Annotated in this window: 26 protein-coding genes; 10 read left to right on the top strand and 16 right to left on the bottom strand. The window is 68.9% G+C overall.

The window, feature by feature from the left end:
• Positions 1 to 52: 52 nt before the first annotated feature.
• The 3 genes from FG385_RS07185 (at position 53) to FG385_RS07195 (ending at position 3,087) form a co-directional block, all read left to right on the top strand.
• Positions 53 to 655: a TetR/AcrR family transcriptional regulator gene (locus FG385_RS07185; protein WP_139095816.1), complete on the top strand. Its 603-nt coding sequence runs from the start codon at positions 53 to 55 to the stop codon at positions 653 to 655.
• Between the two features lie 9 nt (positions 656 to 664).
• On the top strand, positions 665 to 1,585 hold the full coding sequence (locus FG385_RS07190) for a carbohydrate kinase family protein (protein WP_139095817.1): 921 nt from the start codon (positions 665 to 667) through the stop codon (positions 1,583 to 1,585).
• Positions 1,586 to 1,776: 191 nt separating this feature from the next.
• On the top strand, positions 1,777 to 3,087 hold the full coding sequence (locus FG385_RS07195) for a citrate synthase (RefSeq protein WP_139095818.1): 1,311 nt from the start codon (positions 1,777 to 1,779) through the stop codon (positions 3,085 to 3,087).
• 41 nt (positions 3,088 to 3,128) lie between these two features.
• Here FG385_RS07195 and FG385_RS07200 read toward each other — a convergent pair whose 3' ends face one another.
• From FG385_RS07200 to FG385_RS07225, 6 genes are all read right to left on the bottom strand, one after another.
• The gene (locus FG385_RS07200) at positions 3,129 to 4,316 is read right to left on the bottom strand and encodes an ABC transporter permease (protein WP_139095819.1); all 1,188 of its coding nucleotides are present in this window, start codon (positions 4,314 to 4,316) and stop codon (positions 3,129 to 3,131) included.
• A complete protein-coding gene (locus tag FG385_RS07205) occupies positions 4,313 to 5,215 on the bottom strand; it encodes an ABC transporter ATP-binding protein (protein ID WP_139095820.1) in 903 nt (300 codons plus the stop codon). Before FG385_RS07205 ends, FG385_RS07200 begins: the two co-directional genes overlap by 4 nt.
• A 72-nt stretch (positions 5,216 to 5,287) precedes the next feature.
• Positions 5,288 to 5,983, bottom strand: a complete 696-nt coding sequence (locus tag FG385_RS07210) for a TetR/AcrR family transcriptional regulator (RefSeq protein ID WP_139095821.1) — start codon at positions 5,981 to 5,983, stop codon at positions 5,288 to 5,290.
• A gap of 38 nt (positions 5,984 to 6,021) precedes the next feature.
• Positions 6,022 to 6,492: a gamma-glutamylcyclotransferase gene (locus tag FG385_RS07215; protein WP_456061868.1), complete on the bottom strand. Its 471-nt coding sequence runs from the start codon at positions 6,490 to 6,492 to the stop codon at positions 6,022 to 6,024.
• Positions 6,493 to 6,617: 125 nt separating this feature from the next.
• The gene (locus tag FG385_RS07220) at positions 6,618 to 7,718 is read right to left on the bottom strand and encodes an S-(hydroxymethyl)mycothiol dehydrogenase (RefSeq protein ID WP_139095822.1); all 1,101 of its coding nucleotides are present in this window, start codon (positions 7,716 to 7,718) and stop codon (positions 6,618 to 6,620) included.
• Positions 7,719 to 7,817: 99 nt separating this feature from the next.
• The gene (locus FG385_RS07225) at positions 7,818 to 8,972 is read right to left on the bottom strand and encodes a peptidase C39 family protein (RefSeq protein ID WP_139095823.1); all 1,155 of its coding nucleotides are present in this window, start codon (positions 8,970 to 8,972) and stop codon (positions 7,818 to 7,820) included.
• A gap of 96 nt (positions 8,973 to 9,068) precedes the next feature.
• Here FG385_RS07225 and FG385_RS07230 point away from each other — a divergent pair, with 96 nt between their 5' ends.
• On the top strand, positions 9,069 to 9,548 hold the full coding sequence (locus tag FG385_RS07230) for a DinB family protein (protein WP_139095824.1): 480 nt from the start codon (positions 9,069 to 9,071) through the stop codon (positions 9,546 to 9,548).
• 2 nt (positions 9,549 to 9,550) lie between these two features.
• Here the strand turns inward: FG385_RS07230 and FG385_RS35280 are convergent, their stop codons facing one another.
• From FG385_RS35280 to FG385_RS07245, 4 genes are all read right to left on the bottom strand, one after another.
• Positions 9,551 to 9,685, bottom strand: a complete 135-nt coding sequence (locus FG385_RS35280) for a hypothetical protein (protein ID WP_268815907.1) — start codon at positions 9,683 to 9,685, stop codon at positions 9,551 to 9,553.
• Positions 9,686 to 9,690: 5 nt separating this feature from the next.
• Positions 9,691 to 10,089: a PaaI family thioesterase gene (locus tag FG385_RS07235; RefSeq protein WP_139095825.1), complete on the bottom strand. Its 399-nt coding sequence runs from the start codon at positions 10,087 to 10,089 to the stop codon at positions 9,691 to 9,693.
• Between the two features lie 4 nt (positions 10,090 to 10,093).
• On the bottom strand, positions 10,094 to 11,770 hold the full coding sequence (locus FG385_RS07240; protein ID WP_139095901.1) for a TIGR03767 family metallophosphoesterase: 1,677 nt from the start codon (positions 11,768 to 11,770) through the stop codon (positions 10,094 to 10,096).
• Between the two features lie 103 nt (positions 11,771 to 11,873).
• Positions 11,874 to 13,502 (bottom strand): long-chain fatty acid--CoA ligase, encoded by a 1,629-nt coding sequence (locus tag FG385_RS07245; protein WP_139095826.1) that lies wholly within the window; start codon positions 13,500 to 13,502, stop codon positions 11,874 to 11,876.
• 263 nt (positions 13,503 to 13,765) lie between these two features.
• Between FG385_RS07245 and mihF the strand changes: the two genes are divergently transcribed.
• Together mihF and FG385_RS07255 are read left to right on the top strand one after the other, a co-directional pair.
• Positions 13,766 to 14,077: an integration host factor, actinobacterial type gene (gene mihF / locus FG385_RS07250; RefSeq protein ID WP_154759096.1), complete on the top strand. Its 312-nt coding sequence runs from the start codon at positions 13,766 to 13,768 to the stop codon at positions 14,075 to 14,077.
• 65 nt (positions 14,078 to 14,142) lie between these two features.
• Entirely contained in the window at positions 14,143 to 15,252 is a 1,110-nt protein-coding gene (locus FG385_RS07255) for an isochorismate synthase (protein ID WP_139095827.1), read from the top strand.
• A gap of 200 nt (positions 15,253 to 15,452) precedes the next feature.
• On the opposite strand, the gene FG385_RS07260 is transcribed toward FG385_RS07255, so the two are convergent.
• Positions 15,453 to 16,142, bottom strand: a complete 690-nt coding sequence (locus FG385_RS07260) for a 4'-phosphopantetheinyl transferase family protein (RefSeq protein WP_139095828.1) — start codon at positions 16,140 to 16,142, stop codon at positions 15,453 to 15,455.
• An 85-nt stretch (positions 16,143 to 16,227) separates the two neighbouring features.
• Between FG385_RS07260 and FG385_RS07265 the strand changes: the two genes are divergently transcribed.
• Positions 16,228 to 17,397, top strand: a complete 1,170-nt coding sequence (locus tag FG385_RS07265) for an acyl-CoA dehydrogenase family protein (RefSeq protein ID WP_139095829.1) — start codon at positions 16,228 to 16,230, stop codon at positions 17,395 to 17,397.
• 306 nt (positions 17,398 to 17,703) lie between these two features.
• Here FG385_RS07265 and FG385_RS07270 read toward each other — a convergent pair whose 3' ends face one another.
• From FG385_RS07270 to FG385_RS07290, 5 genes are all read right to left on the bottom strand, one after another.
• Complete coding sequence (locus tag FG385_RS07270; protein WP_139095830.1) at positions 17,704 to 19,878, bottom strand: hypothetical protein; 2,175 nt, start codon at positions 19,876 to 19,878, stop codon at positions 17,704 to 17,706.
• A gap of 158 nt (positions 19,879 to 20,036) precedes the next feature.
• The gene (locus FG385_RS07275) at positions 20,037 to 20,360 is read right to left on the bottom strand and encodes a hypothetical protein (protein ID WP_139095831.1); all 324 of its coding nucleotides are present in this window, start codon (positions 20,358 to 20,360) and stop codon (positions 20,037 to 20,039) included.
• A 57-nt stretch (positions 20,361 to 20,417) separates the two neighbouring features.
• A complete protein-coding gene (locus FG385_RS07280) occupies positions 20,418 to 21,059 on the bottom strand; it encodes a TetR/AcrR family transcriptional regulator (protein ID WP_139095832.1) in 642 nt (213 codons plus the stop codon).
• Positions 21,050 to 22,576: an AMP-binding protein gene (locus FG385_RS07285; RefSeq protein WP_139095833.1), complete on the bottom strand. Its 1,527-nt coding sequence runs from the start codon at positions 22,574 to 22,576 to the stop codon at positions 21,050 to 21,052. The genes FG385_RS07280 and FG385_RS07285 overlap by 10 nt, the downstream gene beginning before the upstream one ends.
• Entirely contained in the window at positions 22,573 to 23,304 is a 732-nt protein-coding gene (locus tag FG385_RS07290) for an enoyl-CoA hydratase/isomerase family protein (protein WP_139095834.1), read from the bottom strand. Before FG385_RS07290 ends, FG385_RS07285 begins: the two co-directional genes overlap by 4 nt.
• A 46-nt stretch (positions 23,305 to 23,350) precedes the next feature.
• On the opposite strand from FG385_RS07290, the gene FG385_RS07295 reads away from it, so the two are divergent.
• From FG385_RS07295 to FG385_RS07305, 3 genes are read left to right on the top strand one after another with little or no spacing between them, the layout of a single operon-like run.
• Positions 23,351 to 24,952 carry an amidohydrolase gene (locus FG385_RS07295; RefSeq protein WP_139095835.1) on the top strand — a complete coding sequence of 534 codons (1,602 nt, stop codon included), beginning with the start codon at positions 23,351 to 23,353 and terminating at the stop codon, positions 24,950 to 24,952.
• Positions 24,939 to 25,388, top strand: a complete 450-nt coding sequence (locus tag FG385_RS07300; protein ID WP_139095836.1) for a GNAT family N-acetyltransferase — start codon at positions 24,939 to 24,941, stop codon at positions 25,386 to 25,388. The genes FG385_RS07295 and FG385_RS07300 overlap by 14 nt, the downstream gene beginning before the upstream one ends.
• 33 nt (positions 25,389 to 25,421) lie before the next feature.
• Complete coding sequence (locus tag FG385_RS07305) at positions 25,422 to 26,108, top strand: metal-dependent transcriptional regulator (protein WP_139095837.1); 687 nt, start codon at positions 25,422 to 25,424, stop codon at positions 26,106 to 26,108.
• Positions 26,109 to 26,114: the final 6 nt, after the last annotated feature.

Consider the following 26,114-nt stretch of genomic DNA (forward strand, 5'->3'; position numbering starts at 1 on the left):
ACTCTCAACAGTACTCTGTAATCGACCACAGTACAGCACATACGGTGTCCGGATGGCAGATCGCATCCCGTTGCGCGCACCGGGTGGCAGGCAGCTGACCGCCCGGCAGCGGGTGTTGCTCGCCGAGCTAGAGGAACTGTTCCTGGCCGAGGGGTTCGTCCATTTCACGCTCGACGACCTCGCGGCGAAGATGCACTGCTCGAAGTCGACGCTGTACGCGCTGGCGCCGAGCAAGGAGCAGCTCGCGGTCCGCGTCGTCGCGCATTTCTTCCGCGGCGCGGTCGACGTGATGGAGAAGCGGATCGCGGAACTCAGCGACGCCCGCGAGATCATCGGCGCCTATCTCGACGGGATCGCCGAGTACCTTCATCGGGCGTCGCCCTCGTTCATGCGTGACATCAACGACTTCGCGCCCGCTCGCGCGGCGTACGAGCTGAACAGCCGCGCCGCGGCCGGGCGCATCCGGTCGTTCATCGCTCGGGGCGTCGAGGACGGCGTGTTCCGCGACGTGCACGCGACGCTCATCGCGGAGATGGCCGGAGTGCTCATCGAGGGCATCCAGACCGGGGTCGTCGGCGCTCGCACCGGGGTGTCCGACGCCGAGGCCTTCACCGCGCTGGCGGAGCTGCTTCTGGGGGGTCTGGCGAGCAAGTAAGCTGCCAACGTGCTGGTAGTTGGTGGTGAGGCGCTGGTCGACCTGGTGCCCGGTGAATCCAAAGTGGACCATGGTCTGACGTCGCTGCTGCCGCGGCTCGGTGGCGGGCCGTACAACGTGGCGCTCGCCGCCTCGCGGCTGGGCGCGCCGACGGCGTTCTTGTCGCGGATTTCGTCGGACCGGTTCGGGCAGGCGCTCCGCGAGCGGCTGACCGCATCGGGTGTCGATGTATCGATGGTGCAGTCCGGTCCGGAACCCACGACCCTCGCGGTCGTCGCGCTGGACGAGGGCGGTTCGGCGAGTTACACGTTCTACACCGAGGGCACCGCCGACCGCCTGGTCGCGGACCCGGGCCCGCTGCCCGGCGACGTGACGACCCTGTGCCTCGGCACGCTGGGCATGGTCCTCGAGCCCGGCGCCACGACCTACGAGACGATGCTGCGCCGCGAGGCCGCCCGCGGTGTGCTCACCTCGCTCGACCCGAACATCCGCGCGGATCTCATCGCCGACCCCGGGGCGTACCGCGCCCGGTTCCGTTCCTGGCTGCCGGACGTCCGCCTGCTGAAACTGTCCGATGACGACGCCGCGTGGCTCGCCGGCGGAGCCGATCCGGCGACAGCCGCGAAAACCTGGCTCGACGCCGGAGTGGACGCCGTCGTGCTCACGCAGGGTGCCGACGGGGTCGCGGTGCACACCGCTTCCGGCGAGGTTTCCGTCCCGTCCGTGCCCGTGCGACTGGTTGACACGATCGGCGCGGGTGACACCGTGCAGGGCGCGTTGCTGGCGTGGCTGCATCAGCGGGATGTGCGCGCGGTCACGCAATTGGGCGCGGACGACTGGCGGGCGGCACTGGGCTACGCGGCCGCCGCGGCGGCGATCACGGTTTCGCGCAGCGGGGCGGAGCCGCCGGAAGCTGAGGAGATGGTGTGAATCTGATCCCAACGGTTTGCTCTGGGTAACACAACGGCTGCGCGAGGCCGTCTCGTTCGACTAGCGTAAGAGGCGAATTCATACCCCAGCGGGGCGGTGTGCGGCGAGGCCCGGATTGAGTGTCACGCACGAAGGGCCGCCTGTGCGACCTGCAGGCGCCGCCGGCCCGTGTGACCGTGAGAGGGACTTGCATGTCCGACGCGACTGCGGCGTCCGGCGGCAGCACGGTATCGCTGCGCCTGCCGACCGGCGAGCACGAACTTAAGGTGGTCAACGCCGTCGAGGGCGCTCCCGGTATCGAACTGGGCAAGCTGCTGGCGTCGACGGGGTACATCACCTACGACCCGGGATTCGTCAACACCGGGTCCACGTCCTCCGCCATTACCTACATCGACGGCGACGCGGGCATTCTGCGCTATCGCGGCTACCCCATCGAGCAGCTTGCGGAGAACTCGTCTTTCCTCGAGGTCTCCTATTTGCTTATCTACGGTGAGCTACCGACCCAGGAGCAACTCGAAGACTTCACCCAGAAGATCAACCGGCACACCCTGCTGCACGAGGATCTGAAGCGCTTCTTCGACGGCTTCCCGCGTGACGCGCATCCGATGCCGGTGCTTTCGAGCGCGGTTTCCGCGCTGTCCACCTTCTACCAGGATTCGCTCAACCCGTTCGACGAGCCCAATGTCGAGCTGTCGACCGTCCGCCTGCTGGCCAAGGTGCCGACGCTGGCGGCGTACGCCTACAAGAAGTCGGTCGGGCAGCCGTTCCTCTACCCGGACAATTCGCTCGGGCTGGTGGAGAACTTCCTCCGGATGACCTTCGGTCTGCCGGCCGAACCGTACGAGGTCGACCCGGACATCGCCAAGGCACTCGACCTGCTGTTCATCCTGCACGCCGACCACGAGCAGAACTGTTCGACCTCGACGGTCCGGCTCGTCGGCTCGTCGGAGGCGAACCTGTTCGCCAGCATCTCGGCCGGGATCATGGCCCTGTTCGGCCCGCTGCACGGCGGCGCGAACAGCGCGGTGCTGGAGATGCTGCAGGGCATCAAGGCCGACGGCGGTGATGTGGCGCAGTTCGTCAACCGCGTGAAGAACAAGGAGCAGGGCGTCCGCCTGATGGGCTTCGGGCACCGGGTCTACAAGAACTACGACCCGCGCGCGAAGATCATCAAGACGACGGCCGACCAGATCCTGAACAAGCTGGGCGTCAACGACCATCTGCTCGACATCGCCAAGACGCTCGAGGAGACAGCGCTTTCCGACGACTACTTCGTGGAGCGGAAGCTGTACCCGAACGTCGACTTCTACACCGGCCTGATCTACCGGGCGCTGGGGTTCCCGACGAAGTTCTTCACCGTGCTGTTCGCGCTCGGCCGGCTTCCCGGCTGGATCGCGCACTGGCGGGAGATGATCCAGGACCCGGCCACGAAGATCGGTCGCCCGCGGCAGATCTACACCGGCGAGAAGCAGCGCGACTACCTCGCCATCAGCGAGCGCTGAGTCCACTTACGACACCGCCCTCCCGCGTTCGGGAGGGCGGTTCAGCCGCGCAGCGCGGCGGCGAGCTTGAGGCGGCTTCCCGTATGCAGCACGGCATTCCGGTAGATCCGGCTGCCCACCCACGTCAGCAGCGAACCCAGCGCGAGAGTCAGGGCCAGTGACGCCACGACCTCCCAGCCCGCCGCGTTGCCGAGTGCCATCCGGCCCGGCATCAGGATCGGGGAGAACAGCGGGATCAGCGAAAGCACGCGCGTCGTGCCGCCGTCGGGGTTCTGCACCATGACGTTGAATCCCACCACGAAACCCATGGTGAGCACCATCGTGACCGGGGTGATGACGGACGCGGCGTCCTCCTGCCGCGACACCAGGGAACCGGCCGCCGCATACACCGTGGCGTAGAGGAAGAAGCCCAGCACATACCAGACCACGCCCCACAGCACGGTCCCGGTCGCGACCCCGGACAGCGTGAGCACGCCCGTCGAACGGGCCATCGTGAGCCCGACGGCGGCCAGGATCACGATCTGCACCAGGCCGACCAGCCCGAGGCCGAGCACCTTGCCCAGCATCAGTTGCCACGGCCGCACGGTCGAGAGCAGCAACTCCACCACCCGGCTCGCCTTCTCCTCGACCACGCCCTGCGCGACGAACGCGCCGTAGGTCTGGATGCCGAAGAACAGCAGGAACACGGTGATCAGCCCGATCGCGAGCCGCTGGCCACGGCCGGGGTCGGGTGGTTCGACCGTGGACACGGTGACCTGTGCGCTGTCCACCTCGCGCATCACCTGCGCCGGATCGAGGTCGCCCTCCAGCAGCTTCGCGTTGAGCACCTGCTGCCGCGAGATCCCGTTCAGCAGCGCGCGCAACTGCGGGTCCAGATCGGACTTCACCAGCACGTGCAGATCGGCCGCGTTCCCGGAAACCAGCACGTCGAGGTCACCGCTCGCCACCTCCGCCTGGCCCTGCCCCTGGCCCGGCACCACACTGGTCTGAACCTCCTTGCCGACCTGTGCGGCGGCGGTCCGCAGTTGCCCGGCGATCGCGGTCGTCTGGCCGGTGAAGCCGACCTTCGCCTTGTTGGTGCCGCCGAACAGGTTGGCCTGCAACAGGAGGTATCCGCCCAGCGCGACGAGGATGACGACGGTGCCGACGACGAACGACCGGGTGCGCAGCCTGGTGTTCAGCTCGCGCTTGGCGACCAGCGTGATCGCCTTCCACGGTGAAACCGTCATCGTTCTCCCCCCGTGACGACATGACGGAACAGCTCGGCCAGCGTCGGCCGCCGCCGCCCGAATTCGCGCACCGGACCGGTCGCGAGGGCCGCCGCCAGCACGGTCTGGTCGTCCACCTCCGGTTCGAGGTCGAGCACGGTGCCCCCAGGCTCCTCGCTCACCACGCGCACGCCCGGAATCCGCTTGGCCCACCCCGGACTCGCGGCCGGGGCGTGCACGACCAGCTGGGTGCCGGCACCGCCCGTCAGCTCCGCCACGCTGCCGCAGGCGACCAGCCGTCCACTTCGGATGATGCCGATCCGGTCGCACAGCCGCTCGACGAGGTCGAGCTGGTGGCTGGAGAACACGACCGGCACCCCGCGCGCCGCCTTCTCCCGCAGCACGTCGCTCATCACGTCCACGGCGATCGGATCGAGCCCCGAGAACGGTTCGTCGAGGACCAGCACGGACGGATCGTGCACGAGGGCGGCGGCGAGCTGGACGCGTTGCTGGTTGCCGAGGCTGAGCTTCTGCACCTCGTCGAGCCGGCGTTCGGCGAGCCCGAGCCTGGCGATCCAGTTCTCCGCGCTGCGATGCGCCTCGTTCGTGCTCAGGCCGTGCAGTTCGGCCAGGTACACGAGCTGGGGCAGCACCTTCATCTTCGGGTACAGGCCGCGTTCCTCGGGCATGTAACCGAACCTGGTGCGGGTCTCGTGCGTCACCGGTTCGCCGCCGAACCGCACCTGGCCGGAATCCGCCGCGAGCACGCCGAGCGCGATCCGCATCGCGGTGGTCTTCCCGGCGCCGTTGCTGCCGACGAACCCGAACAGCTCCCCGGAGCGCACGGTGAAGGACACCGAGTCGAGCGCGACCACGTCACCGTAGCGTTTGGACACCCGGTCGATTTCCAGATCCGGCAATTGAGTCCCCCTCGCCACGTTTCACCGGGCTCATGCAAGCCAATGTTGCAAAAACCGAATGATCTGGCAAGTCTAGGGGCGCAGCGCCGAGTCCAGGTGATGTGCCAGTTGGCCGAGTAACGCGCTCTTCTCGACGTCACGGGTGGCCGCACGGAACGACAACACGAAGGACTGGACCACCAGCACCACGGCGCGCGCCTGCACGTGCAGTTCGCCGTCGCGGATCGAGCCGTCGGCGCGGCCCGCTTCGAGGTAGCTCAGGACCAGTTGCTCGCCGACCCGCTGCGTGCCGCCGAGACGCTCGACGAGGTACGGCAACAGGAGTTCGGTGTCCACGTCGATCAGCGTGCGCACGAGATCGTCGCCGTTGAGCAGGTGTACCGCGGCGACCGCGCTGCGCACGAGCCGTTGCCGCGCGGTGCCCGCGCTCGCCGCCTCGGCGCTCGCCCGGTGCAGCAACGCGCCGAATTCGCGCGTCATCAGGGCCGAAAGCACGCTGCGCACGTCCGGAAAGCGCCGGTACAACGTCATCCGGCTGACCTTCGCGGTGCGCGCGATTTCCGCGAGCGTCGCGCGCCGCAGCCCGGTCGCGAGTACGCACTGCCTTGCCGCGTCGAGGAGAAGGTCGTCGGCGACGCGTGCCGTACCCTGCCGCGCGCGTGCGTTCGCCAGGCTCGATGCGCGTGCAGATGACCGTGCACTTTCGCGCCGGGATTCGGAAGACAGCTGGTGGTACGGTCTGAACGCGGTGTGCCCGTCGTCGTCCATGTGTCACCGTGCCCTCTTCAGGTTTCAGGCGGGCGATATTAGACGATCACGATGTCCAGCCCATGCGAGGGCGCCGGAACGCCGTTCAACGACCGGATTTTCCCTTGCGGGACGTCTTCCATGCGCACAGGGGCACCATCGACGAGCAGGGGCATCCGCTCCGGACTCGCGCCGACATAGGCGAAAACCTCGGTGAGCCGCATCCCGTTCCACAGCGAAACCCCGGTTTTCAGGCGTGCCAGGTGATAACGCTTGCCGCGCCCTTCGCATACGTCGAGCACCGCGACCTGATCCGGCGTGGCCAGCCACACCGCGTGCGTCTCCACCACTCCGGGGTACGCGGCCAGTGTCGCGGGCCGCTGCCCGTCGCGCTCCCGGAAACCCGCGGCCCACACCGCCGACAGGCCGGTGCACTCCGCCCGCACGACGAGCACATCCCCGGCCAGGCCGAGATTCTCGCGGAGCCAGGTGATTTTCGACGGGCAGGCGTTGGAACCGTAGGCCAGCACCGGGATGCGGCCGGTGTGGTCGAGTTCGCCGGGCAGCGCGTACCCGCACCCGTCACGGTGTACGAACGAGCTGCCCGGCCGAGCCCCGGGATAGGGATCGGCCGGATAGTCGTGATCGCGGAAGATCAGGAGAACTCCACCACGCTGCGCAGCACTTCGCCCCTGTGCATCCGCTCGAACGCGTGCTCCACGCCGTCGACCCCGATCCGCTCGGTGACGAACTTGTCCAGCGGCAGCCGGCCCTGCAGGTACAGGTCCACCAGCATCGGGAAGTCGCGCGAGGGCAGGCAGTCGCCGTACCACGAGGACTTCAGCGAGCCACCGCGCGCGAAGAAGTCGATGAGCGGCATGTCGTTCAGGCGCATGTCCGGGGTGGGCACGCCGACGAGCACCACGGTGCCGGCCAGATCCCGGCCGTAGAAGGCGGTCCGCCAGGTCTCCGGGCGCCCGACGGCGTCGATCACGACGTCCGCGCCGAAGGATCCGGTGAGGTCCTGGATGGCTTCGACCACCTCGTCCTCGGTCCTGCCGCGGGAGTTGAACGTGTGCGTGGCGCCGAAGTCCCTCGCCCAGTCGAGCTTCCGCTCGTCCATGTCGACGGCGATGATCTTGCCGGCGCCCGCGAGCCGGGCACCCGCGATGGCCGCGTCACCGACACCACCGCAGCCGATCACCGCGACGGTGTCCCCGCGGCCGACCGCGCCGGTGTTGATCGCCGCGCCGATGCCGGCCATCACGCCGCAGCCGAGCAGGCCGGCGACGGCGGGTTCGGCCTCGGGGCTGACCTTGGTGCACTGGCCCGCGTGCACGAGCGTCTTGTCGCCGAACGCGCCGATGCCCAGCGCCGGGCTGAGCTTCGTGCCGTCGGCGAGCGTCATCGGCTGGGCGGCGTTGTGGGTGGTGAAGCAGTACCACGGCCGGCCGCGCCGGCAGGCCCGGCAGGTGCCGCAGACCGCACGCCAGTTCAGGATGACGTAGTCACCGGGCTGGACCTCGGTGACGCCCTCGCCGACCTGCTCGACATATCCCGCGGCCTCATGGCCGAGGAAGAACGGGTAGTCGTCGTTGATGCCGCCGTCGCGGTAGTGCAGATCGGTGTGACACACGCCACACGCCTTGACGGACACGACCGCTTCGCCAGGACCCGGATCCGGGACGAGCACGGTCTCCAGCGAAACCGGTTCACCTTTCGCCCTCGAGATGACTCCCTGTACCTCGTGCGGCATCTTGCGACCACCTTCCTCATGTTCGCCTGCTCGCAGCTTGCCACGAACCCCGTGCCGTGAGGGACCCCCTCATGCCCATACGTGCCGTGAGGGACCCCCTCACGGCATGATGACGTACGCGATGCCGCCGGAACCGCCGGCCACCGTGCCGTCCGCGGTGTAGCGCTTCGTGCGGAGCCAGACGTTCGCGAACTGATCGCGCCGGTACACCGTCCGCACATCGGCATTGCTGTTGGCAGCCGGGTCGTTCACGATCACGTCGCCGTCCTTGGTGAAGCCGACGACGACCATGAGATGCCCCGACGTGCCGTATCCCGCGTTGTCCAGCTCGCCCGCCCGGAACGACTGCGAGGTGATCACCGGGATGCCCCGCGCGACGTAGTCTTCCAGTTCGGCCAGCGAGTGCAGCCGCGTGATGTGCCCGCGCAGCCCGAATTCCGCGGCGTAGGCGGTGTTGAACGGCCAGTTCCCGGTGCCCTCGTACGAATAGTCGTAGGTGTTGCGCGCCGCGTAGTCCACCGTCCGGTCGGCGTAGGCGGCGGGAATCCACGACATCTGCGATTCGCTCGGCCGCCGCCCCCAGTATTCGACGACCATTTCCGTCGCGGTGGGGCTGCACCAGTTCTCGCCACCGCCGCCGTACTCGGGGAACTGACCTTTGTGGATGTTCTGGGCATACGCCGGTACGGGCAGTTCCACGCCGGTGGCCTTGCCGGGCGGGGACACCGGCACCGTGAACCGGTCCGGCACGTCGGAGGTCATCGCGCCGATCGTGCTCACCGTCGGCGAGGCCGCGCCGGGTTCACGGTAAAGACTCAGCCGCAACCGGTACGACCGCAGTTTCACGCCCGGCTTCATCGCCAGCGTGTCGACGTTCACCGAGGCGTTCGCGTCGTCCTGGCCGTCGACGCTGGTGCGCTGGAAGTCCGCGTCGCCGCTCGCCCAGCGGCCCATCACGTACCACGCCGTCTCGGCGCCTGTGTTCGTTTCGCCCTGCGCTTCGACCTGCAGCCATGTGCGCGGCGGTGTCCGCGCGTTCCACGACGCGATCAGTTGTGTCGCGCCGAAGCCGGGCCGGTACGCCGGCGACGTCCACCGGGCGACGTCGTAGACCTTGCCCTCGTAGGTGGTCTGCCCGGCCCGCCGCGTGACCGGGTGCGGCCACTTGTGGTAGTCGATCGCCTCACCGGGGGCGGGTACGGCGTTCACGTGCGCCATCATCGTGACGGCGAGCAGCGTCAGCAACCGGATCATCCGGCTGATTTTCCCCAAGTTGCCATTTGGTGTAAACCATTTTCCGGCTGGGACCTGGCAGTATCATCTCGGCCTGCGGCGTGAAGGGAGTCTCCGATGGGTTCGTTCGATGTGGTGCTGGACGACGAACGCACCCAGCTTGATGCCTTCATCGAGGAATATCGCAACGCCATCGAGGCGACTCTCGACGGTCTCACCGAGGAACAGGCCCGCCGCCGGCTCGTCTCGTCGGCGACAACGTTGCTCGGGCTGCTCAAGCACGTCACGTGGATGCAGAGGGTGTGGTTCGAGGAGTGCGTCGGCGGCACGTCCCGCCGGGAGCTCGGCCTGGTACGGAGTCCGGACGAATCCTTTCGGCTCGCCGCCGAAGACACCGTCGCCGCCGTCACGGCAGCCCACCGGGACGCCTGCGCCACGGCCCGCGCGGTAGTCGCGGACCTCCCGCTGGACGCCGTCGTGACCGGCCACCGGGCCGGACCGCGCACGCTTCGCTGGGTGTACCTGCAAGTTCTACGGGAGCTGGCCCACCATTGCGGACACGCCGACATCCTGCGCGAACAGATACTCGCCGGCTGAGATCACGTCACCGGCAGGAAGGTCAGCGAGATGGCCGACGGCGAGGTCACCCGCGCGACCCCCGCGACGCCGATCGCGTTGACGGCGAGCATGCCCAGCAGCGCGAACTGCACGAACGCGTTCAGCAGCACCATCACTGCCGTTACAGCACGGCCTGCGTTTGGGTGACCTTGGCGATCAGCTTGGTTTCGTCGTCGCGGATCTCGGTCTCCACGACGATCACCTTGCGGCCGGTGTGCAGCGGGCGCGAGGTCGCCGTGGCGTGGCCTTCGCGCACCGCGCGCAGGAAGTTCGTCTTCGACTCGATCGTCGTGGTGCCCTGCGCACCCTCGGGCAGGTTCAAGAACGCGCAGACGGCGGCCGTCGAGTCCGCGAGTGACATCAGCACGCCACCGTGCAGGACGCCGCCCGCCGTGCACAGCGACTCTTCCCACGCCAGTCGCGAGATCACGACCTCGCGACTGTGCTCCAGCACCTCGACGCCGAGCCGTTTCGTGAACGGTATGGTCTGATGGAACAGCGCTGTCCCGGCTTCGTCCATGCGCTCACCTTAGTGGGTTGACGATCAACAGTTCGGTGTTGTGATCACCCGCTTCGCCGACGCGGCCGAGGTCGATGTGGATGTCGTTGTACGAGAACTCCCGGTAGAGGGAGGCGAGCGCGGCCGGGGAGCCGTCGCCGTAGGCAGCCGCGTGCGGTGCGTCGGCCTCGACCAGCGTCGTGAACAGTGAGAGCGTCCCGTCGGCGTTGTCGGCCACCTCGATGATCCGCGCGTGCTGCGGGAAGTCGATATGCGAGGCGGTGTTGATCTCCCAGAAGCTCTGCGCGGGCGTCTTGCCGGTTTGCGGCGTGATCTTGTTCGCGTGGGTGTGCCCGTTGACCCAGGCCAGCACGTTCGGGAACCGGTGCAGCAGATCGACGAACGCCTCGCCAGTCAGCCGCGGCTCCAGCGGATGCCGCGAGTCGGGCAGGATATTGCCCATCGTCGTCGACGTGTGGTGGCTGAACAGGATGAACAGTTCGTCGGTCACCTGCTGCGTCACCTTGTTGCCCCAGAAGTCGTAATACGCCGAACTGGCGCGGGTCAGCGTCGTCTCCACCCAGAGATACTGCGAAAGCCCGATCGACCCGTCCGCGAAACCCGCGAGCGTCGTGGTGTCGAGGCTGATGCCGGTGATGCCCGGCGCGATCCGGAACGTGTAGTAGACGTCGCGGCCGTCGGCGTTGTCCGAGGTGAACCCGTGCCCGGCCGGGCCGGGGCCGGTGTTGGCCGGATCGAGGTGCGCCCGAACGAATTCCGCTGTGGTGAACGGCTTCCGGCGTGCGTCCGGGGTCACCTCGCGGACGGTGCCGCCGCCCCCGAACAGTTCGGCGACCGGCAGGCTCGCGCCGGGGGTCCTGATCGCGTCGGCGAGCTTCCGCGACGTGCTCTCGTCCTTGCCGATGATCTTGTAGCGGCCGGTGTACCAGGACTCGATGCCCGGAAGGTCCGGCAGCGAGCCGACGACGCTGTCGTCGTGGTTGCCGAACGTGCAATACCACGGGATGTCGAGCCCTGGCGAGGTGAACGGCGCGCCCGCCGCGGTGAGCAGGCCGGGAATCGTCGGGAAGCCCTTGGTCGTGTAGTCGTCGCCGGACAGCGGCTTGTCCGGGTTCCAGTACAGCGGTGAACCGGAGGCCTGCACGCCCTCGTATCGCGCCGGGTCGCCCGAGGACGGGGTGACCCGGCCGCCGTTGAGGATGCGCAGGAACCAGTCGAGTTCCAGGTGTTCGTGATTGTCGGTGTTGTCCCCGGTGGTCATCACGAAGTCGAGCGCGCGGCCGGTGAACGGGCCCGAGCGCAGGCTGTTGACCCGGTGCACGAGCGCGACCGTGGCGACCGGGCCGAGTGTCTCTTGTGGACGGTGTGCGGAGCCGATGAACGGGTGCAGGTACTCGAACCGCGCCGGGCTCTCGGTGTCGGTCACGTGCAGGTCGGTGAACTGCGCGAACGCGGCGAGCCCGGTCCGCCGGTCGTCGCGGCCGGACCTGCCGGCGACGAGTTCCTCACGCGCCACCAGCGGCCAGCCGGGGCCACCGGTGAGCCTCGTGTACGCCGACGTGCCCGCGGTCACCGGCGTGGCCACCGTGTCGAGCGTCGTCCCCCTGGTGCGGACCGCCCGCGCGCTGGCCGGTGGAGCCGCGACCACCAGTCCGAGTCCGGCCAAGCCGGACGCCGCCATGAACCCTCGCCGTGATACGCCCACGTCGCCACCTCCTGGCCAGAGCCTGCGGGCAGACCCTAGCCAGAAGGTGACGAGCAGACGACCGGAATACGAAAATTACTCAGAAATGGCGGACGTCGAGCCGGCCCTCGGAGTTCATCGCGCGCAGCCGCTTCTTGTCGAACTTGCCGACGCTCGTCTTCGGCACCTCGTCGATGAAGGTCCAGTGCTCCGGCAGCTGCCATTTGGCGACCTTGTCCGCGAGGAACTCCCGCAGTTCGTCCGCCGTCACCGTGTGGCCTTCGCGGACGACGACGGCGACCAGCGGCCGCTCGTCCCATTTCTCGTCCGGAACCCCGATCACGGCGGCTTCGGCGACGGCGGGATGCCCCATGACCGCGTTCTCCAGGTCCACCGAAGAGATCCATTCGCCGCCGGACTTGATCACATCCTTCGACCGGTCGGTCAGCGTCAGGAACCCGTCCGGGCTGATCTTGCCGACGTCCCCGGTGCGCAGCCAGCCCTCGTGGAACTTCTCCGGATCCACCGCGTCCCCGCCGTAGTAGGACGCCGCGATCCACGGGCCCTGCACCTCGAGTTCGCCCACGGCTTCGTTGTCCCACGGCAGTTCGTCACCGGAGTCGCCGATCAGGCGTGCGCTCACCGAGGCGGGGAAGCGACCCTGCGTGTAGCGGTAGGCCCACCGCTGCTCGCCCGTCGCCGACTTCGGCGGCCGCGCGACGCTGCCCAGCGGCGAGGTCTCCGTCATGCCCCACGCGTGCAGGATCGGCACGCCGTGCCGCTCCTCGAAGGCGTGCATCAGCGACGGCGGTGCCGCCGAACCGCCGACGACGACCTCGCGCAAGTGGCTGACGTCCTGTGGGTGGGCGGCCAGGTGCTGCAGCAGGCCCTGCCAGATGGTCGGTACCGCGGCCGCGAAGGTGGGCTTCTCGGCCGCCAGGAGCTGCGCGATCGGCTCCGGCTGCAGGAACCGGTCGGGCAGCAGGACCGAAGCGCCGATCATCAGCGCGGCGTACGGCAGACCCCACGACATCGCGTGGAACATCGGCACGATCGCGAGCGCGCTGTCGCTTTCGGTGAGGTTCATCGAGTCCGACATGCAGACCTGCATCGAGTGCAGCCAGATCGAGCGGTGCGAGTAGGCCACGCCCTTCGGATCGCCCGTCGTGCCGGACGTGTAGCACATCGCGGCAGCCGAACGCTCGTCCACGTCGGGCCAGTCGAAGGTGTCCGGCTGCGCCGCGAGGAGCTGGTCGTACCCGTGGACCTCGACCCCGCCGGGCGCCTGCAGCGTCGCGGGGTCGCCGTTCGCCACAATCACGTGACGGACCGTCTTCATCTCGGGGAGCTGTTTCGCGAGCAGCGGAACCAGCGTGCCGTCGACGATGATGACCTGGTCCTCGGCGTGGTTCGCGACGAAGACGAGCTGCTCGGGGAACAGGCGGATGTTGAGCGTGTGCAGGACCGCGCCCATCGCCGGGATCGCGCAGTAGGCCGCCATGTGTTCGGCGTTGTTCCACATGAACGTGCCGACCCGCTGATCACCGGTGATGCCGAGCGAGCGCAGCGCATTGGCCAGTTTCGCCGAGTTCCGACCCAGGTCGGCGAACGTTTCCCGGCGCGCCGCGGTGCCGGTCCAGGTGACGATTTCGCTGTTTGAGTGCACCGTACTGGCGTATCGCAGCAGGGTGGCGATGGAGAGGTGTCCGTCCTGCATCGTGCTGAGCATGGGGCTACTCCCGGGGCGGCTCGTTCGGCGGTGAACTGGGGCTGATTGCGACTCTAAGTCGTCGCCGGTGCCCCTCGCCACACTCGCCCGCCCCCTCCCCGACCGGGCGAGTGCGCGCGTGTCGATTTCGCGGCATCGGCCCAGGTGGCGTTTACTGGGCCCGTGGACCAGACGGCCTGGCCAGCGCTTGCTCGTGCAAGCACCAGCTGGGTGCCCGGCCGTCGCCGCGAGAGCGGATATCCGAAACAGGAAGGACTAGTACGTTGGCTCTGCCTACGTTGACTCCGGAGCAGCGCAAGGAGGCTCTGGCCAAAGCGGCCGAGGCTCGTAAGGCTCGTTCCGAGCTGCTCGCGTCGATCAAGTCCGGCAAGCAGAGCATCGACAAGGTGCTGCTGAAGGCCAAGGAGGACAAGACCATCGGCAAGACGAAGGTCACGCAGCTGCTCAAGGCCGTGCCCGGCCTCGGTGCCGTCAAGGTGGCCGCCCTGCTCGAGCAGGCGGGCATCGACCCCGACCGGCGTGCCGCCGGGCTCGGTGAGCGCCAGCGCGAAGCCCTCATCGACGCGCTCAAGTAAGCCGGCGCCGGTGGGCACGTGACGCCAGGCACTTCGCGCCACGTGCCCACCGAAATGCGCCCACAATGGTGGGCGTGGAGCTGCTCGAGGACTACACGCCCGGAGACTTCTACTTCGGCACCTCCCGGCGGACGATCCTGGGGTCCGGCGCCGGCCGGACCTTCACCGGCACGGATGTGGTGTCGCTGAGCGAAGCCGTGTCCGCCGAGCTCACCGGCTCTTCGCTGGCCGTGGGTGTGCTGCCGTTCGATACCGCGGGCGCCCCGGGCCACGTGGTAGTGCCCTCGACGGTGCGCACTTCCGGGCCCTCGCGGCCCGACGAACGGAAGGCCGTCGGCGCGCCGAGCGCGGTGCGCGCCGTGCCCGAGCCGGTGCGTCACGTCGAAGCCGTGGGGCGCGCGATCAAGATCCTTCGCGACGGCGGCCTCCGCAAGGTCGTGCTCGCCCGCGCGCTGGATCTCGAGTTCGATTTCGACGTGCCGGCGCAGGCGATCCTGAACAATCTGGCAAAGGACAGGGCCGGCGCGTACACCTACGCGGCCGGTCTGCCGAACGGTCGCGTGCTGCTCGGCGCGACGCCTGAGCTGCTGCTGTCCCGCGTCGGCGGGCAGGTCGTCTCCCATCCGCACGCGGGTTCGGTGCCCCGCTCGGCGGACCCGGTCACCGATCGTGAGAACGCCGAAGCCCTGGCTGGGTCGCGTAAGGACCAGGTCGAGCACGCCGTGCTGACCGAGGCGATCGTCGAGACCCTGCGCCCGTTCTGCCGCCGCCTGGATGCCCCGCGCGAACCGTCGCTCGTATCCACGCCGACGATGTGGCACCTCGGCACGGTGGTCACCGGTGACCTGGTCGATCGGGACGTGACGGCGTTGCGGCTGGCCGCGGCCCTGCACCCGACGCCCGCGATCTGCGGCACCCCGACCGAGGCCGCCCGGCGGTTGGTGGGCGAACTGGAGCCGTTCGACCGTGGCTACTACGCCGGCGCGGTCGGCTGGATGGACGCGGCGGGGGACGGCGAGTGGGCGGTCTCGATCCGCTGCGCCGAGGTCGCCGCGCGGTCCATCCGGCTGTACGCGGGCGGCGGGATCGTCCCGGCGTCGGACCCGAAGGCCGAGCTGGACGAAACCTCGGCCAAGTTCCAGACCCTCCTCCGAGCCATGGGCCTGGACCTCTAGTCCCGACCTCCACCCCCACCCCGCCGAGATCGACGTTCGGGACGCCGAGTTCGACGCTCCCGGCGGTGAGTTCGGCGTTTGGGGCGCCGAGTTCGACGCTTGCGGCGCCGAGTTCGGCGTTCGTGCCGCCGAGTTCGACGATTGCGGCGGTGAGTTCGACCGCCGGGAGGTCGAGATCGGCGTTCGCGCCGCCGAGTTCGTCACGACGTCCGCGAGGCTTCCGTTGCCTCCCATGGTTTTTCGGCGATCGCCACCGGCTCCATGGTCAGGAGCGCCACCGCCGCCCGGTAGCCCTCCCCGGGATTCAGGTCCGCCAGCTGAGTCCGTGCCGGGTCGAGGGCCGGATCCGCGGAAGCGGCGAGGCGGGCACCGTCCAGGGTGATGCTCTGCAGCGGGATCTTCAGGCCACGGCCGGTCGCCTTCATGAGGGCCTCTTTCCGTGCCCAGTACTGGAAGAAAGCGCTTACTCGCTCGTCCCCGCGCAAGCCGCGCAACGCGGCCTGTTCGGTTTCGTTCAGGGCATACTCGATCAGGTTGTCCTCGGCGCGGCGGGTATCCGTCTCGACGTCCAAGCCGACCGGCACCGTCGTCACCGCCAGGCCGATCCGATCACCCGAGTGCGAGATCGAGAACTCGACGCCCGCCAGCCTCGGCTTCCCGTGCGGCTTCCCGCAGTCCTCGCATGTCGCATCGAACCGGACTTCGCCGGGCGCGACACCAAGACGGGCACCGAACACGGTCTTCGCGAGCACCCGCCCGGTCAGGAACCGCCGCCGGTCGGCGTCGCGCCGGTACGCCTCGTACCTGCCGCGTTCGGGCTCGTCCAGAAGCGCCAGATACGTCGCCTCGACGGCCACCGGCCGCGCCCACCAGACCGTGCACTCGATCACGCGCCCAACGTACCGGTTTCTCCGGCTTCCATCGTTGCGCTAGCCTGTCGCTAAGCGAGCGCTTAGTAGCCGGAGGAAGGCAGCGATGGACTTCACCCTCAGCACGGAAGAGCGCGAAGTGCGCGACTGGGTGCGCACCTTCGTGCAGCGAGAGCTGATGCCGATGGAGCAGGAGGTGCTCCGCCGCGAACGGGCCGGCGAGCCCGGCATCACGCCCGACGAGCTGACGGAGCTCCAGCTCAAGGCCAAGGAATCCGGATTCTGGGGCATCCAGACGCCGGAGGAGTACGGCGGGATGGGCCTGTCCGCGGTGATGACAGCGCTGCTGGAGGCGGAGCTCGGCCGCACGTTCGTCCCGTTCCGCTTCGGCGGCGCGGCGGACAACATCCTGTTCTACGCCAACGACGAGCAGAAAGAGCGCTACCTGCTGCCGACGATCTCGGGGGACCGCAAGTCCTGCTTCGCGATCACCGAGCCTGGCGCGGGCTCCGATGCGAAGGCGATCCGCACGTCGGCCCGCAAGGACGGTGCGGACTGGATCATCAACGGCGAGAAGACCTTCATCACCGGCGGCAACGAGGCGGACTTCGTGATGGTCTTCGCCGTCACCGACCCGGAGAAGGGCGCGAACGGCGGCGTCACGTGCTTCCTCGTGGACCGCGAGATGGGCTGGAAGTCCGAGTACATCGACACGATGGGCGAGTGGGGCCCGGCATCCCTGATCTTCCAGGACGTCCGGGTGCCCGAAACGCAGATCCTCGGCGAGGTCGGCCGGGGCTTCGAGCTCGCGATGCAGTGGATCGGCCGCGGCCGGTACATCCTGCCAGCGCATGCGATCGGCTCGTGCGAGCGGTTGCTGCAGATGGCGATCGAGCACGCGAACACGCGCGAGACGTTCGGGCAGAAGATCGCCGAGCGCCAGGCGATCCAGTGGATGATCGCCGATTCCGGTGTCGAGCTCGAGGCCCTGCGCTGGCTCGTGCTGCACGCCGCGTGGCAGGTCGACCAGGGTATGGACTCGCGCCACGCGCAGTCGATCGCGAAGCTCTACGGCGGGCAGAAGGCGAACGAGATCGTGGACCGCGTCCTGCAGATCCACGGCGGGATGGGCTACACCCGTGAGCTGCCTGTCGAGCGCTGGTACCGGGAGCTGCGCCTGCTGCGGATCTACGAGGGCACCGACGAGATCCAACGTCGGACGATCGCGCGGAACCTGCTGAAGGGCCACGTGAAGGTGAGCGGGGCTCTCGGCTGAGGGTCCGACTCGCGGATGGCGGGGGTTCGACTTGCGCGGAGTGGGGCCCGACTCGCCTGGGGGAGGCCGACTCGTGCGGGCTCGGCTCGCTTGTGGTCGCAGCCGGACTTGCGTGGGGTGCGGGAGCGACTCGCGGGTGGTGGGGGCCGGGCTTGCGTGGAGTGGGGGGCTGACTCGCGGGGCGTTGGAGCCCAACTCGCGTGCGGCGGGGGCCGGACTCGCGTGCGGTGGGAGCCGGACTCGCGGGGCGTGGGGAGGGCTGGACTCGTGGGGAAGAGGGGGCGGGCGCGGCTTGCCGATGGGGGACTACGGGAGGCGCCAGATGATGGTTGTCGGGAGGGTGAGGGCGCGTGGGGCCAGGGCGTCGAGGGCGTGGGCGTCTACCGGGGCGCGGGTGTCGGCAATCAGCCAGTGGACGCCGATTGTTGACAATCGGGCCAGTAGGGCGTGCGTCGGGGTGTGGAAGGCGGTGAGTTCGTCGTTCAGCCGGCGTTGATCCCAGAACGGCTGGTCGGCGTACCAGACCGTGCTGTGCCAGGCCGAATCCAGATTCCGCGGCGAGTACGCCCAGCCCTCGACATCGACGTCCCGCTGCGCGAAGGCGCCCAGGTCGAACAGCTTCGCCGTGCATTCGTAGGACGACTGCTGCGTGCACACCCGATTCACCGCGAGCACGTCGTCGGGCCCGGCGTGCTCGTCCAACCACCGTCCGGCCGCGAGTTCGTCACGGGTGACTGGCAGGGAGGCGGCGTCGGCATGCGTGACCCCGAGGTTGTAGCTGGGCCTCGCCGAGGTTTGCGTCAAATACAGCCCTGTCGACAACAGCCCCGTAGCCAGCACCGCGCACATCACCACGGTCGCCCGGCGCCATACCAGCGCGAGCAGGAGGAGCGCGGCGGCGAGGACGGTCAGGGGTAACAGCCAGCCGGTGATCGACTTGGGCGGGCGAGCACCGGCGGCGCACGCGATGGTCAGGGTGAGCACCGAACCGATCGCGAGTCCACTCGCGACGGTGACCTTCGTCCAGCGTAGCCGCGAGATACCCCACGCGGAGCCGATCAACCCGACCGGATAGGCCGCGACGAGGAAGTAGATGTTCGAGTTCCCGGGCTGGCGGAACGCGAGCATCGCGCCGAACCCCGCCACCGTGGTGCCGAGGAAGACCCACATCGCCGGGTCGAGAGGTTGCCGCCGCAGTAGCGGGATGAACCCGGCGAGCCGCGGTAGCAGCGGCACGAGATACAGCACCGCCGCCGCGAACAGCGGTGCGAGCGGGACATGGGGCAGCACCAGGTACAGTTCACTGCCGCTCGGCGCCACCGCGTCCGGGAACGTCTGCCCCGCGGTCTGCCGGATCGCCCCGAACGGTGAGATCCGCAACCCGTAGTCGCCGCCACGGTAAAGGGTGAAGCGCGCGAGCAGCAGTACCCCGCCGATGAGCAGGTTCACCGCGATCGCCCGCGGCACGACCATCCACTTGCGACCGAACAGCAACGCCACCAGCGCGAGGACCGTACCACCGAGCAGCACTGCCAGATCGGCCGATTTCGCCCCCGCGGCAAGGAGAACCAGTGGTACGAACAGCGCGACCGGCACCGCGCGGTCGGCCGCGGTCCGGCGCAGCAGTGCGACCACGCAACCGGCGACGGCCACCGTCGGCAGCCAGCCGAACGCCGAGGTGAGCGAGGACGCCCAGTAGGACTGGATCGTCAGCGGCGCCTGCCCGTCCGTGGACCGTACGGTCGCGACCGTGGCGCCGGTGACGGTCAGCAGCCCCGCGCAGACCACGCCCGCGCGCAGGCTGCCCGCGACCCGCCGCGCCACCACGGCCGCCAGCAGCACCACGGCCGGGAACACGGTGGTGGGCACGAGCCGCAGCATCGAATCGAACGGATCGACGCCGGTCCCGGTGGTCAGATGCGCGGTGATCGCGTGCAGGAACCAGTGGTAGGCGTAGGGATCGCCATGCGCGAGCGGGTACCCCGGCCAGAGCGTGCGCCGCAGTTCGCCCAAGACCGCGACCTGGAACGTCGTGTCGTAGTAGTAGGTCCGTCCGCCCGGCCCCGGGTCCAGCGGGTTGAACCGGAGGTAGTCGGTCGTCATCCAGGCGACCGCGACGGCCATCGCGCCGGCGAGCCACAGGTTCGCCGTGGTGCCCCAGCCCGGCGCCGGCCGGGCCAGGATCCGTCTTCGGCAGGCCGGGACGGCCAGTAGCGCCAAGGTGAACCCCGGGCCGGCGAGCCAGGGCGGTGGAGCCCACGGAAGGACGACGTCGAGCGCCCAGCCGGCCATCGCGACGAGACATCCGGCGACGGTGGCCCAGGCGAGATCTTCGAGCAGCGGGGCGGCGGTCGCGCGGGCGGCGCGGACGAGCGCGAAGCCGGGCAGCAGGATGCCGGGCACGATGGCGAGGGCCCATTGGGCGAGTTCGGCCGCCGGCGTGCCGGTGCCCAGGTGCACGCCCAGCCACGCGAGGAGCACGGCGCTCCAGGCAATCGATGACGCAGCGCGCATTCACAGCCCCCCGGGTGCGGTGTTCACCGGTTCAGAAAGGGGGCTCAGCTTACGAGGTGAAGATCAGCCGGGGAGAAGTGCCCCAGAAAGTGTGGCACTTCCTCCCCGGCCTCGGTGTTCGCGGGCTACTGAGAGTGGGTACGCAGGGCCAGCGGCGCCCCGGCGAGGTCCTCCTCGTTGCACAACAACTTGACGTCGTAGTACGGGGCGCCTTCCCGTTCGTCGTAGTCGAGGTGAATGGACAGCACGTCGAGCGGCTCACCCAGCCACTCCTGTGCCGTTCGCAGCCAGGCGGCGCACCGTTCCAGGGCGGAAGACAGGTCGTCGTCACGGAATTCGACGGGACGGTACGGCACGTCGTGAACCTGATCGCGAGGGTTTGGCGGAACCGGTAGCCCCGGAGCGAGGCCGGAATCGTTCAGTTCCAGATGGATCGTTTGCTCACTCACGGTTCGAGGGTCCCTCAGATGAGCCGCCTCGGCAAGGCATTGCCCGAGAATCCCCAGCTAGCGGGTATTCCGCCACACCGTTGATACCACCCGCAGCGCGTCGTCGAGTGCCTTCGGCGACACGTCGCCGGTGCTGCCGAGCATCCGCAGCGCCAGGCCGGCGTAATGCCCGGCCAGCCGGTCCAGTCCGAGTGGTCCACGCGCCGAGTACCACCGCGCGACACCGCTGCACATTTCCAGCAGCGCGAGCCTGGTCACGGCCGGTTCCGCGGTCGCGAAGGCGCGCTGCCGGAGGCCGTCGTCGATCGCGTCGGCCCACAGGCTTTCATATTCGTCTCGTAATGCGACTATGCGTCGTCGAGTGGCTGCGGAAAGCGCATGCACCTCGTTGTCGACCACCCGCGTTTCCGCGGGCCGGCTCGCGTGCGCCAGCACGTGCAGCGCGACCAGGTGGGTGAGGCGCAGCCGGGGGTCGTCGACCCCGTCGGTCGCCTCGCGTGCGCCGAGCAGGAGCCGGTCCAGGCATTCGCGCATGATACCGGCGAGCAGTTCCTCCTTGGTGCCCATGTAGTGGTACAGGCTCGCCGAGGAGATTCCGGCCTCCTGCGCGAGATCCCGGATGCCGGTACCGTGAAAACCTTTACTGGCGAACAGTTTCACCGCCGCGCGGCGCACCCGTTGCTCGGTGGTCAGCGCCATTCCTGCCTCATCCGGTCGTAGGTGGGCAGGTGCCGGTCGCGCAACTCGCCCTTCGCCACCCGCTCGGACGGGGTCAGCGGCAGGGATTCGGCGATCGACCAGTACCTCGGCACCTTGAAGTAGGCGAGTTTGGTAGCGCAGAACTCCGCGAGTTCGTCCGGTGTCGCGTTGTCCGCCAGTACGATGAAGGCTTTGACTTCTTCGCCGCGTAATTCGTCGGGCACGGCGAGCACCGCGGCCAGCTTCACCGCCGGATGCAGCAGCAACGCCCGTTCGACCTCGTCGGCCGAGATGTTCTCGCCGCTGCGGCGGATCATGTCCTTCATCCGCCCCACGTAGAAGATCTGGCCCTCGTGGTCCATTGTGGCCAGATCGCCGGTGTGGAACCAGCCGCCCCGGAAAGCGCGCGCGGTCGCCTCCGGGTCTTCGTGATACCCGTGCATCAGGCCGATCCCGCGCAGCACCAGTTCGCCGGTTTCGCCGCGGGGCAGCGGGCGCCCGTCTTCGCCGACGATCATCGCTTCACGGTCGCGGGTCGGCCTGCCGAGACAGCCGGTGCCGACGAGCTCGTCGTGATCGGCCTCGGACATCCGGATGTCGCCGCCGGTCTCGGTCATGCCGAACGCTTCGAACCAGGGCACGCCCCAGCGGGCCTCGAGTTGAGCGTGGAGATCGCGAGGGATCGCGGACGCGCTGACCGCGCGGACGCCGTGGGCGCGGTCCGCCGGGGATTCCGGTTGCCGCAGCAGGAGAGCCGGCATCAGGCCAAGGCAGTAGAACCAGGTGATCTCGTGTTCGCGGATCTTGGTCCAGAAGCTCGACGGGTGGAACCGGTCGAGCACGACGAGTGTCGCACCAGAGGCGAGTCCGAGCGCGACATTCCACTGTGGATCGATATAGTGGAATGGCTGTGCGGTAAGGATCCTGTCCTCGTCCGAAATCGCGGGGAAGCCGGCGACCAGGCCGCGGGCGAGGGTCAGCCAGTACCGGTGCGGCAGCACGCAGCCCTTCGGGGCGCCCGTGGTACCGGAGGTGTACTGGATGTTCGCGGGTAGTTCACCGCTCACCTCGAACCGGGCCGCCGCGATGGACTCCGCGCACAGCTCACCGGGGCTGAGCACGCGTTCGAGCGCGGTGTCCGGCGCGATCCGGTCGAGCAGTTCGGCGAATTCCGGGGCGGCGACGGCGAAGCGGGCGCCCGAATGGCGCAGCACGTGGGTCGCGTCGAGTTCGCGGTAGCTGACGTTGACCGGCACCAGGACCGCGGCGATTTTCGCCAGCGCGAGCCACAGCAACGGAAACTCGGGCTGGTTGCGCAGCATCACCGCCACCCGCTGACCCGGTTCGAGACCCAGTTCGAGCAGCGCGAGCGCATATCGGGAGCTCTGCCGCTCGACTTCGGCGAAGGTGAGGCGTGTCCCGGTCTCGTCGAAGACCCAGGCGTCACGGTCCGGCCACAGTGCGGCTGCGCGGCGGACGAGCGTGGCGAGGTCGTCGACCTCGTCGAGCGGGATCATCCACGGCTCCGGAACGCTTCGGCCGAGCGCACGACTTCCGGCGTGTGCTCCGTGACCAGGGCGTGGCTGACCTCGAGTTCCAGCGCGGCCTCGATTTCGGTGCTCGCGTCGAGCGCGCGTTTGGCCAGCGCGACCGCGCCGTGCGGGCGCTCGGCGATGCGTTTCGCCCAGTCTTCCGCCGTGGTGTGGACGTCGGGCACGACGGCGTTGACGAGACCCAGCTTCAGCGCGCTCGCCGCGTCGATCCTTTCGCCGAGCAGCAGCAGTTCTTTCGCCTTGAGCGGTCCCACCAGCCGCGGGAGCAGCCGCGACGCCGCGCCGGTGACGCTCAGGCCGAGGCCCGTTTCGGGGAAGGCGAACACCGCGTCCTCGGCTGCCAGGATGAGGTCGCAGCCCAGCGCGAACTCCGCGCCCGCGCCGATCGCGTACCCGTGCACGGCCGCGATGACCGGCTGGCGCAACGCGCGGAGGCGACGGGTCACGTCCTGCAGGCGCTCCAGGCGGGCGCGGGAATCACCTGCGGGAGCGGGTTCTTTCAGGTCGTGCCCGGCACAGAAGGCCCGCCCGCGGCCGGAGAGCACGACCGCGCGCGCATCCGATGTCGCCACGGCGTCCATCGCCGTGAGCAGGTCGTCGACCAGCACCGGAGCGACGGCGTTCAGCCGCTCCGGCCGGTTCAGCCGGATCTGTGCGACGCCGTCCTCGATCGAGACTTCCACGGAACTCATCTGTCAGAGCCTAGCGAGCCGATCGATCGATCGATAGCCTCGGCAGATGCGAGTTGAAGCGGTGTACGAGAACGCGCGGGTGCTTACCGGCTCGTCGTGGACGTCGGCGGTGGCCGTGCTGAACGGGCGGATCGTCGCGCTCGGCGAGGACGCCGAGTCCCTCTCGACGCCCGTGCGGGTCGATCTCGGCGGCGCGGTCGTGGTGCCGGGGTTCCACGACGCGCACAACCACATGGCGCTGTACGGCATGACGCTCGACGAGGTCCCGCTGGGCGAGTGCAAGCACGTCGACGAGGTGTACGCGGCGGTCGCCGAACGCGCGGCGGAAGTGCCGAAGGGCGGGTGGATCGTCGGCAGCGGCTACGACCAGAACCGCCTGATCGGCGGTCACCCGACCCGGCAAGGGCTCGACCGCGCGGCGCCGGATCATCTCGTGCGGCTCCAGCACACCTCCCGGCATATGGTCGTGGTCAGCTCGAACTTGCTCGATCAGCTGGATCTGGCGAACGTGCCGGCGGGTGGGGACATCGTGTGGGACTCCGACGGTTCGCCGACGGGCCTGCTGCGCGAGCAGGCTCAGCTGCTGCTGCGGCCGCTGATCTACCCGACCCCGCTGGACACCCTGGTCCGCGCGATCGACCGGGCCGGCGAGCGGTACCTCGCCGAGGGCATCACGAGCGTGCAGGAGGCCGGGGTCGGCGGCGGTCTCGTCGGGCAGACACCGGTGGAGGTGCTCGTCTACCAGCTGGCGCGGGAGCGCGGCCTGCTGCGGGTGCGGAGCACGCTCATGGTGTCTTCGGCGGTGCTGCACGATCTGCCGGACGGTGCCGGGTACGGCCTCGACCTGGGGATCCGCACCGGATTGGGCGACGACTGGCTGCGGATCGGGCCGGTGAAACTGTTCGCGGACGGGTCGCTGATCGGGCGGACGGCCGCCATGTGGGACGACTACGCGAACGAGCCCGGCAACCGCGGGTATTTCCAGTTGCCCGAGGACGAACTGGCGGACACGATCTTCCGGGCGCATGCCGCGGGCTGGCAGATCGCGACGCACGCGATCGGTGATCGGGCGATCTCCGTTGTCCTCGACGCGTACGAGGCGGCCCTGAAGGCGCATCCGCGCGACGACCACCGGCATCGCATCGAGCACTGTGCGGTGACCTCGCCGGAGACCGTCGCGCGTGTCGCGGCGCTGGGGCTGGTGCCCGTGCCGCAGGGGCGGTTCATCACCGAGATCGGTGACGGGATGGCCGCCGCGCTCGGCCCGGAGCGGGAGGATTGGTGCTACCGGCAGCGCTCGTTCCTCGACGCGGGTTGCGTGCTGCCCGGCAGTTCGGACCGGCCGGTGGTGACCGGGGCACCCCTGCTCGGGATAGCGGACCTCCTACGACGTCGTACGTCCAGTGGCCATCTGCTCGGCGCCGCTGAGCGGCTGACACCCGCGGAGGCCCTACGTGCGTATACGTATGGATCGGCGTACGCGGTTTTCCGAGAGCGAGAGCTTGGGACATTGGACGTTGGATGTCTGGCTGATTTCGTCGCGTTGTCGGCGGATCCGACTGAAGACCTCGACGATGCGAGCGTGCTGGCGACGGTCGTCGGTGGCGCGCTGGTCTACGAGAAGGGGATGGCCGATGCCGGTTCGTGACGCGGAAGCCGCCGATGCGGAAGAGATCTGCGCGCTGATCGAGGAACATGCGAGATACGAGGGCAACACCACGCTCGTCCTCGACCGTGCGGAAATGACGAAGCACCTGTTCGGTTCGGAACCCAAGGCGTGGGTGCTCATCGCGGAACCGCCCGGGCAGCCCGGCGTCGTCGCCGGCTTCGCGTTCTGCTCGTGGAACTTCTCGACCTGGGAAGCGCGGCCCGGTATCTGGCTCGACGACCTGTACCTCCGGCCCGAGTACCGGCGGCACGGTCTCGGCGGGGAATTACTCACCGCGCTGCGGGCCCGCACGAGCGGCCGGGTCGAATGGGAGATGCAGGAGGGCAACGACAAGGCGGCCGCGTTCTACGCGCGGCTCGGTGCCGAGCCGGTGTCAGGCTGGGTCAAATACCGATGGAACCAACGGCGACCCTGACTCGATCCAGTGGCGGCGTCGTAGAGTTGACGTATGCCGGACAGTCCGAGTCGCTCGTCGTCGTCCTCGATCGAGGACTACATCCGGGTGATCTATGGCCTGGTCGAGCGTGGTGAACCGGTCACGAACACGTCGCTGGCCGCGCGGCTCGAGGTGACCCCGTCGTCGGCGTCGGGCATGGTCACGAAGCTTTCTCAGCAGGGGCTGGTCGAGCACGTGCCGTACCGGGGCATCGAACTGACCCCGGCCGGCCGGCTGCTCGCGCGGGGCGTGCTGAGGCGGCACCGGCTGATCGAGACGTACCTGGTGCAGGAGCTGGGCTACACGTGGGACGAGGTGCACGCGGAGGCCGACGCGCTCGAACACGCGGTTTCGGACCGGCTGGTCGAACGCATTTCGGCGAAGCTCGGCGACCCGGTGCGTGACCCGCACGGCGACCCGATCCCGGCGGCGGACGGTAGCGTGGAGGAACTGCACACGCGGTTGCTCGACGAGCTTGAGCCGGGCGCGGTCGGGAAGATCGTGCGCGTCTGGGACACCGACCCCAACATGCTGCGGTACCTGTCCGAGCACGCGATCGGTCTCGGCGAGCGGATCGAGGTGGTCGAGCGGCAGCCGTTCGGGGGCCCGCTCGTGGTGAAGGTCGGGGCGCCGCCCGAGGTGACCACCCATGCGCTCGGCAAGGAGATCGCGCAGGCCCTGAGCGTCGCCGTACATTGACGCGCG

The sequence above is a fragment of the Amycolatopsis alkalitolerans genome (genome assembly GCF_006152065.1).
In the GTDB taxonomy this organism is placed as follows: Bacteria; Actinomycetota; Actinomycetes; order Mycobacteriales; family Pseudonocardiaceae; genus Amycolatopsis_E; species Amycolatopsis_E alkalitolerans.

Coding starts and splice junctions, on each gene's coding strand:
- FG385_RS07185 (WP_139095816.1), top strand. CDS start 53: ATGGCAGATCGCATCCCGTTGCGCGCACCGGGTGGCAGGCAGCTGACC.
- FG385_RS07195 (WP_139095818.1), top strand. CDS start 1,777: ATGTCCGACGCGACTGCGGCGTCCGGCGGCAGCACGGTATCGCTGCGC.
- FG385_RS07200 (WP_139095819.1), bottom strand. CDS start 4,316: ATGACGGTTTCACCGTGGAAGGCGATCACGCTGGTCGCCAAGCGCGAG.
- FG385_RS07210 (WP_139095821.1), bottom strand. CDS start 5,983: ATGGACGACGACGGGCACACCGCGTTCAGACCGTACCACCAGCTGTCT.
- FG385_RS07220 (WP_139095822.1), bottom strand. CDS start 7,718: ATGCCGCACGAGGTACAGGGAGTCATCTCGAGGGCGAAAGGTGAACCG.
- FG385_RS07225 (WP_139095823.1), bottom strand. CDS start 8,972: ATGATCCGGTTGCTGACGCTGCTCGCCGTCACGATGATGGCGCACGTG.
- FG385_RS07230 (WP_139095824.1), top strand. CDS start 9,069: ATGGGTTCGTTCGATGTGGTGCTGGACGACGAACGCACCCAGCTTGAT.
- FG385_RS07235 (WP_139095825.1), bottom strand. CDS start 10,089: ATGGACGAAGCCGGGACAGCGCTGTTCCATCAGACCATACCGTTCACG.
- FG385_RS07240 (WP_139095901.1), bottom strand. CDS start 11,770: ATGGCGGCGTCCGGCTTGGCCGGACTCGGACTGGTGGTCGCGGCTCCA.
- FG385_RS07245 (WP_139095826.1), bottom strand. CDS start 13,502: ATGCTCAGCACGATGCAGGACGGACACCTCTCCATCGCCACCCTGCTG.
- FG385_RS07255 (WP_139095827.1), top strand. CDS start 14,143: ATGGTGGGCGTGGAGCTGCTCGAGGACTACACGCCCGGAGACTTCTAC.
- FG385_RS07265 (WP_139095829.1), top strand. CDS start 16,228: ATGGACTTCACCCTCAGCACGGAAGAGCGCGAAGTGCGCGACTGGGTG.
- FG385_RS07280 (WP_139095832.1), bottom strand. CDS start 21,059: ATGGCGCTGACCACCGAGCAACGGGTGCGCCGCGCGGCGGTGAAACTG.
- FG385_RS07285 (WP_139095833.1), bottom strand. CDS start 22,576: ATGATCCCGCTCGACGAGGTCGACGACCTCGCCACGCTCGTCCGCCGC.
- FG385_RS07290 (WP_139095834.1), bottom strand. CDS start 23,304: ATGAGTTCCGTGGAAGTCTCGATCGAGGACGGCGTCGCACAGATCCGG.
- FG385_RS07295 (WP_139095835.1), top strand. CDS start 23,351: ATGCGAGTTGAAGCGGTGTACGAGAACGCGCGGGTGCTTACCGGCTCG.
- FG385_RS07300 (WP_139095836.1), top strand. CDS start 24,939: ATGCCGGTTCGTGACGCGGAAGCCGCCGATGCGGAAGAGATCTGCGCG.
- FG385_RS07305 (WP_139095837.1), top strand. CDS start 25,422: ATGCCGGACAGTCCGAGTCGCTCGTCGTCGTCCTCGATCGAGGACTAC.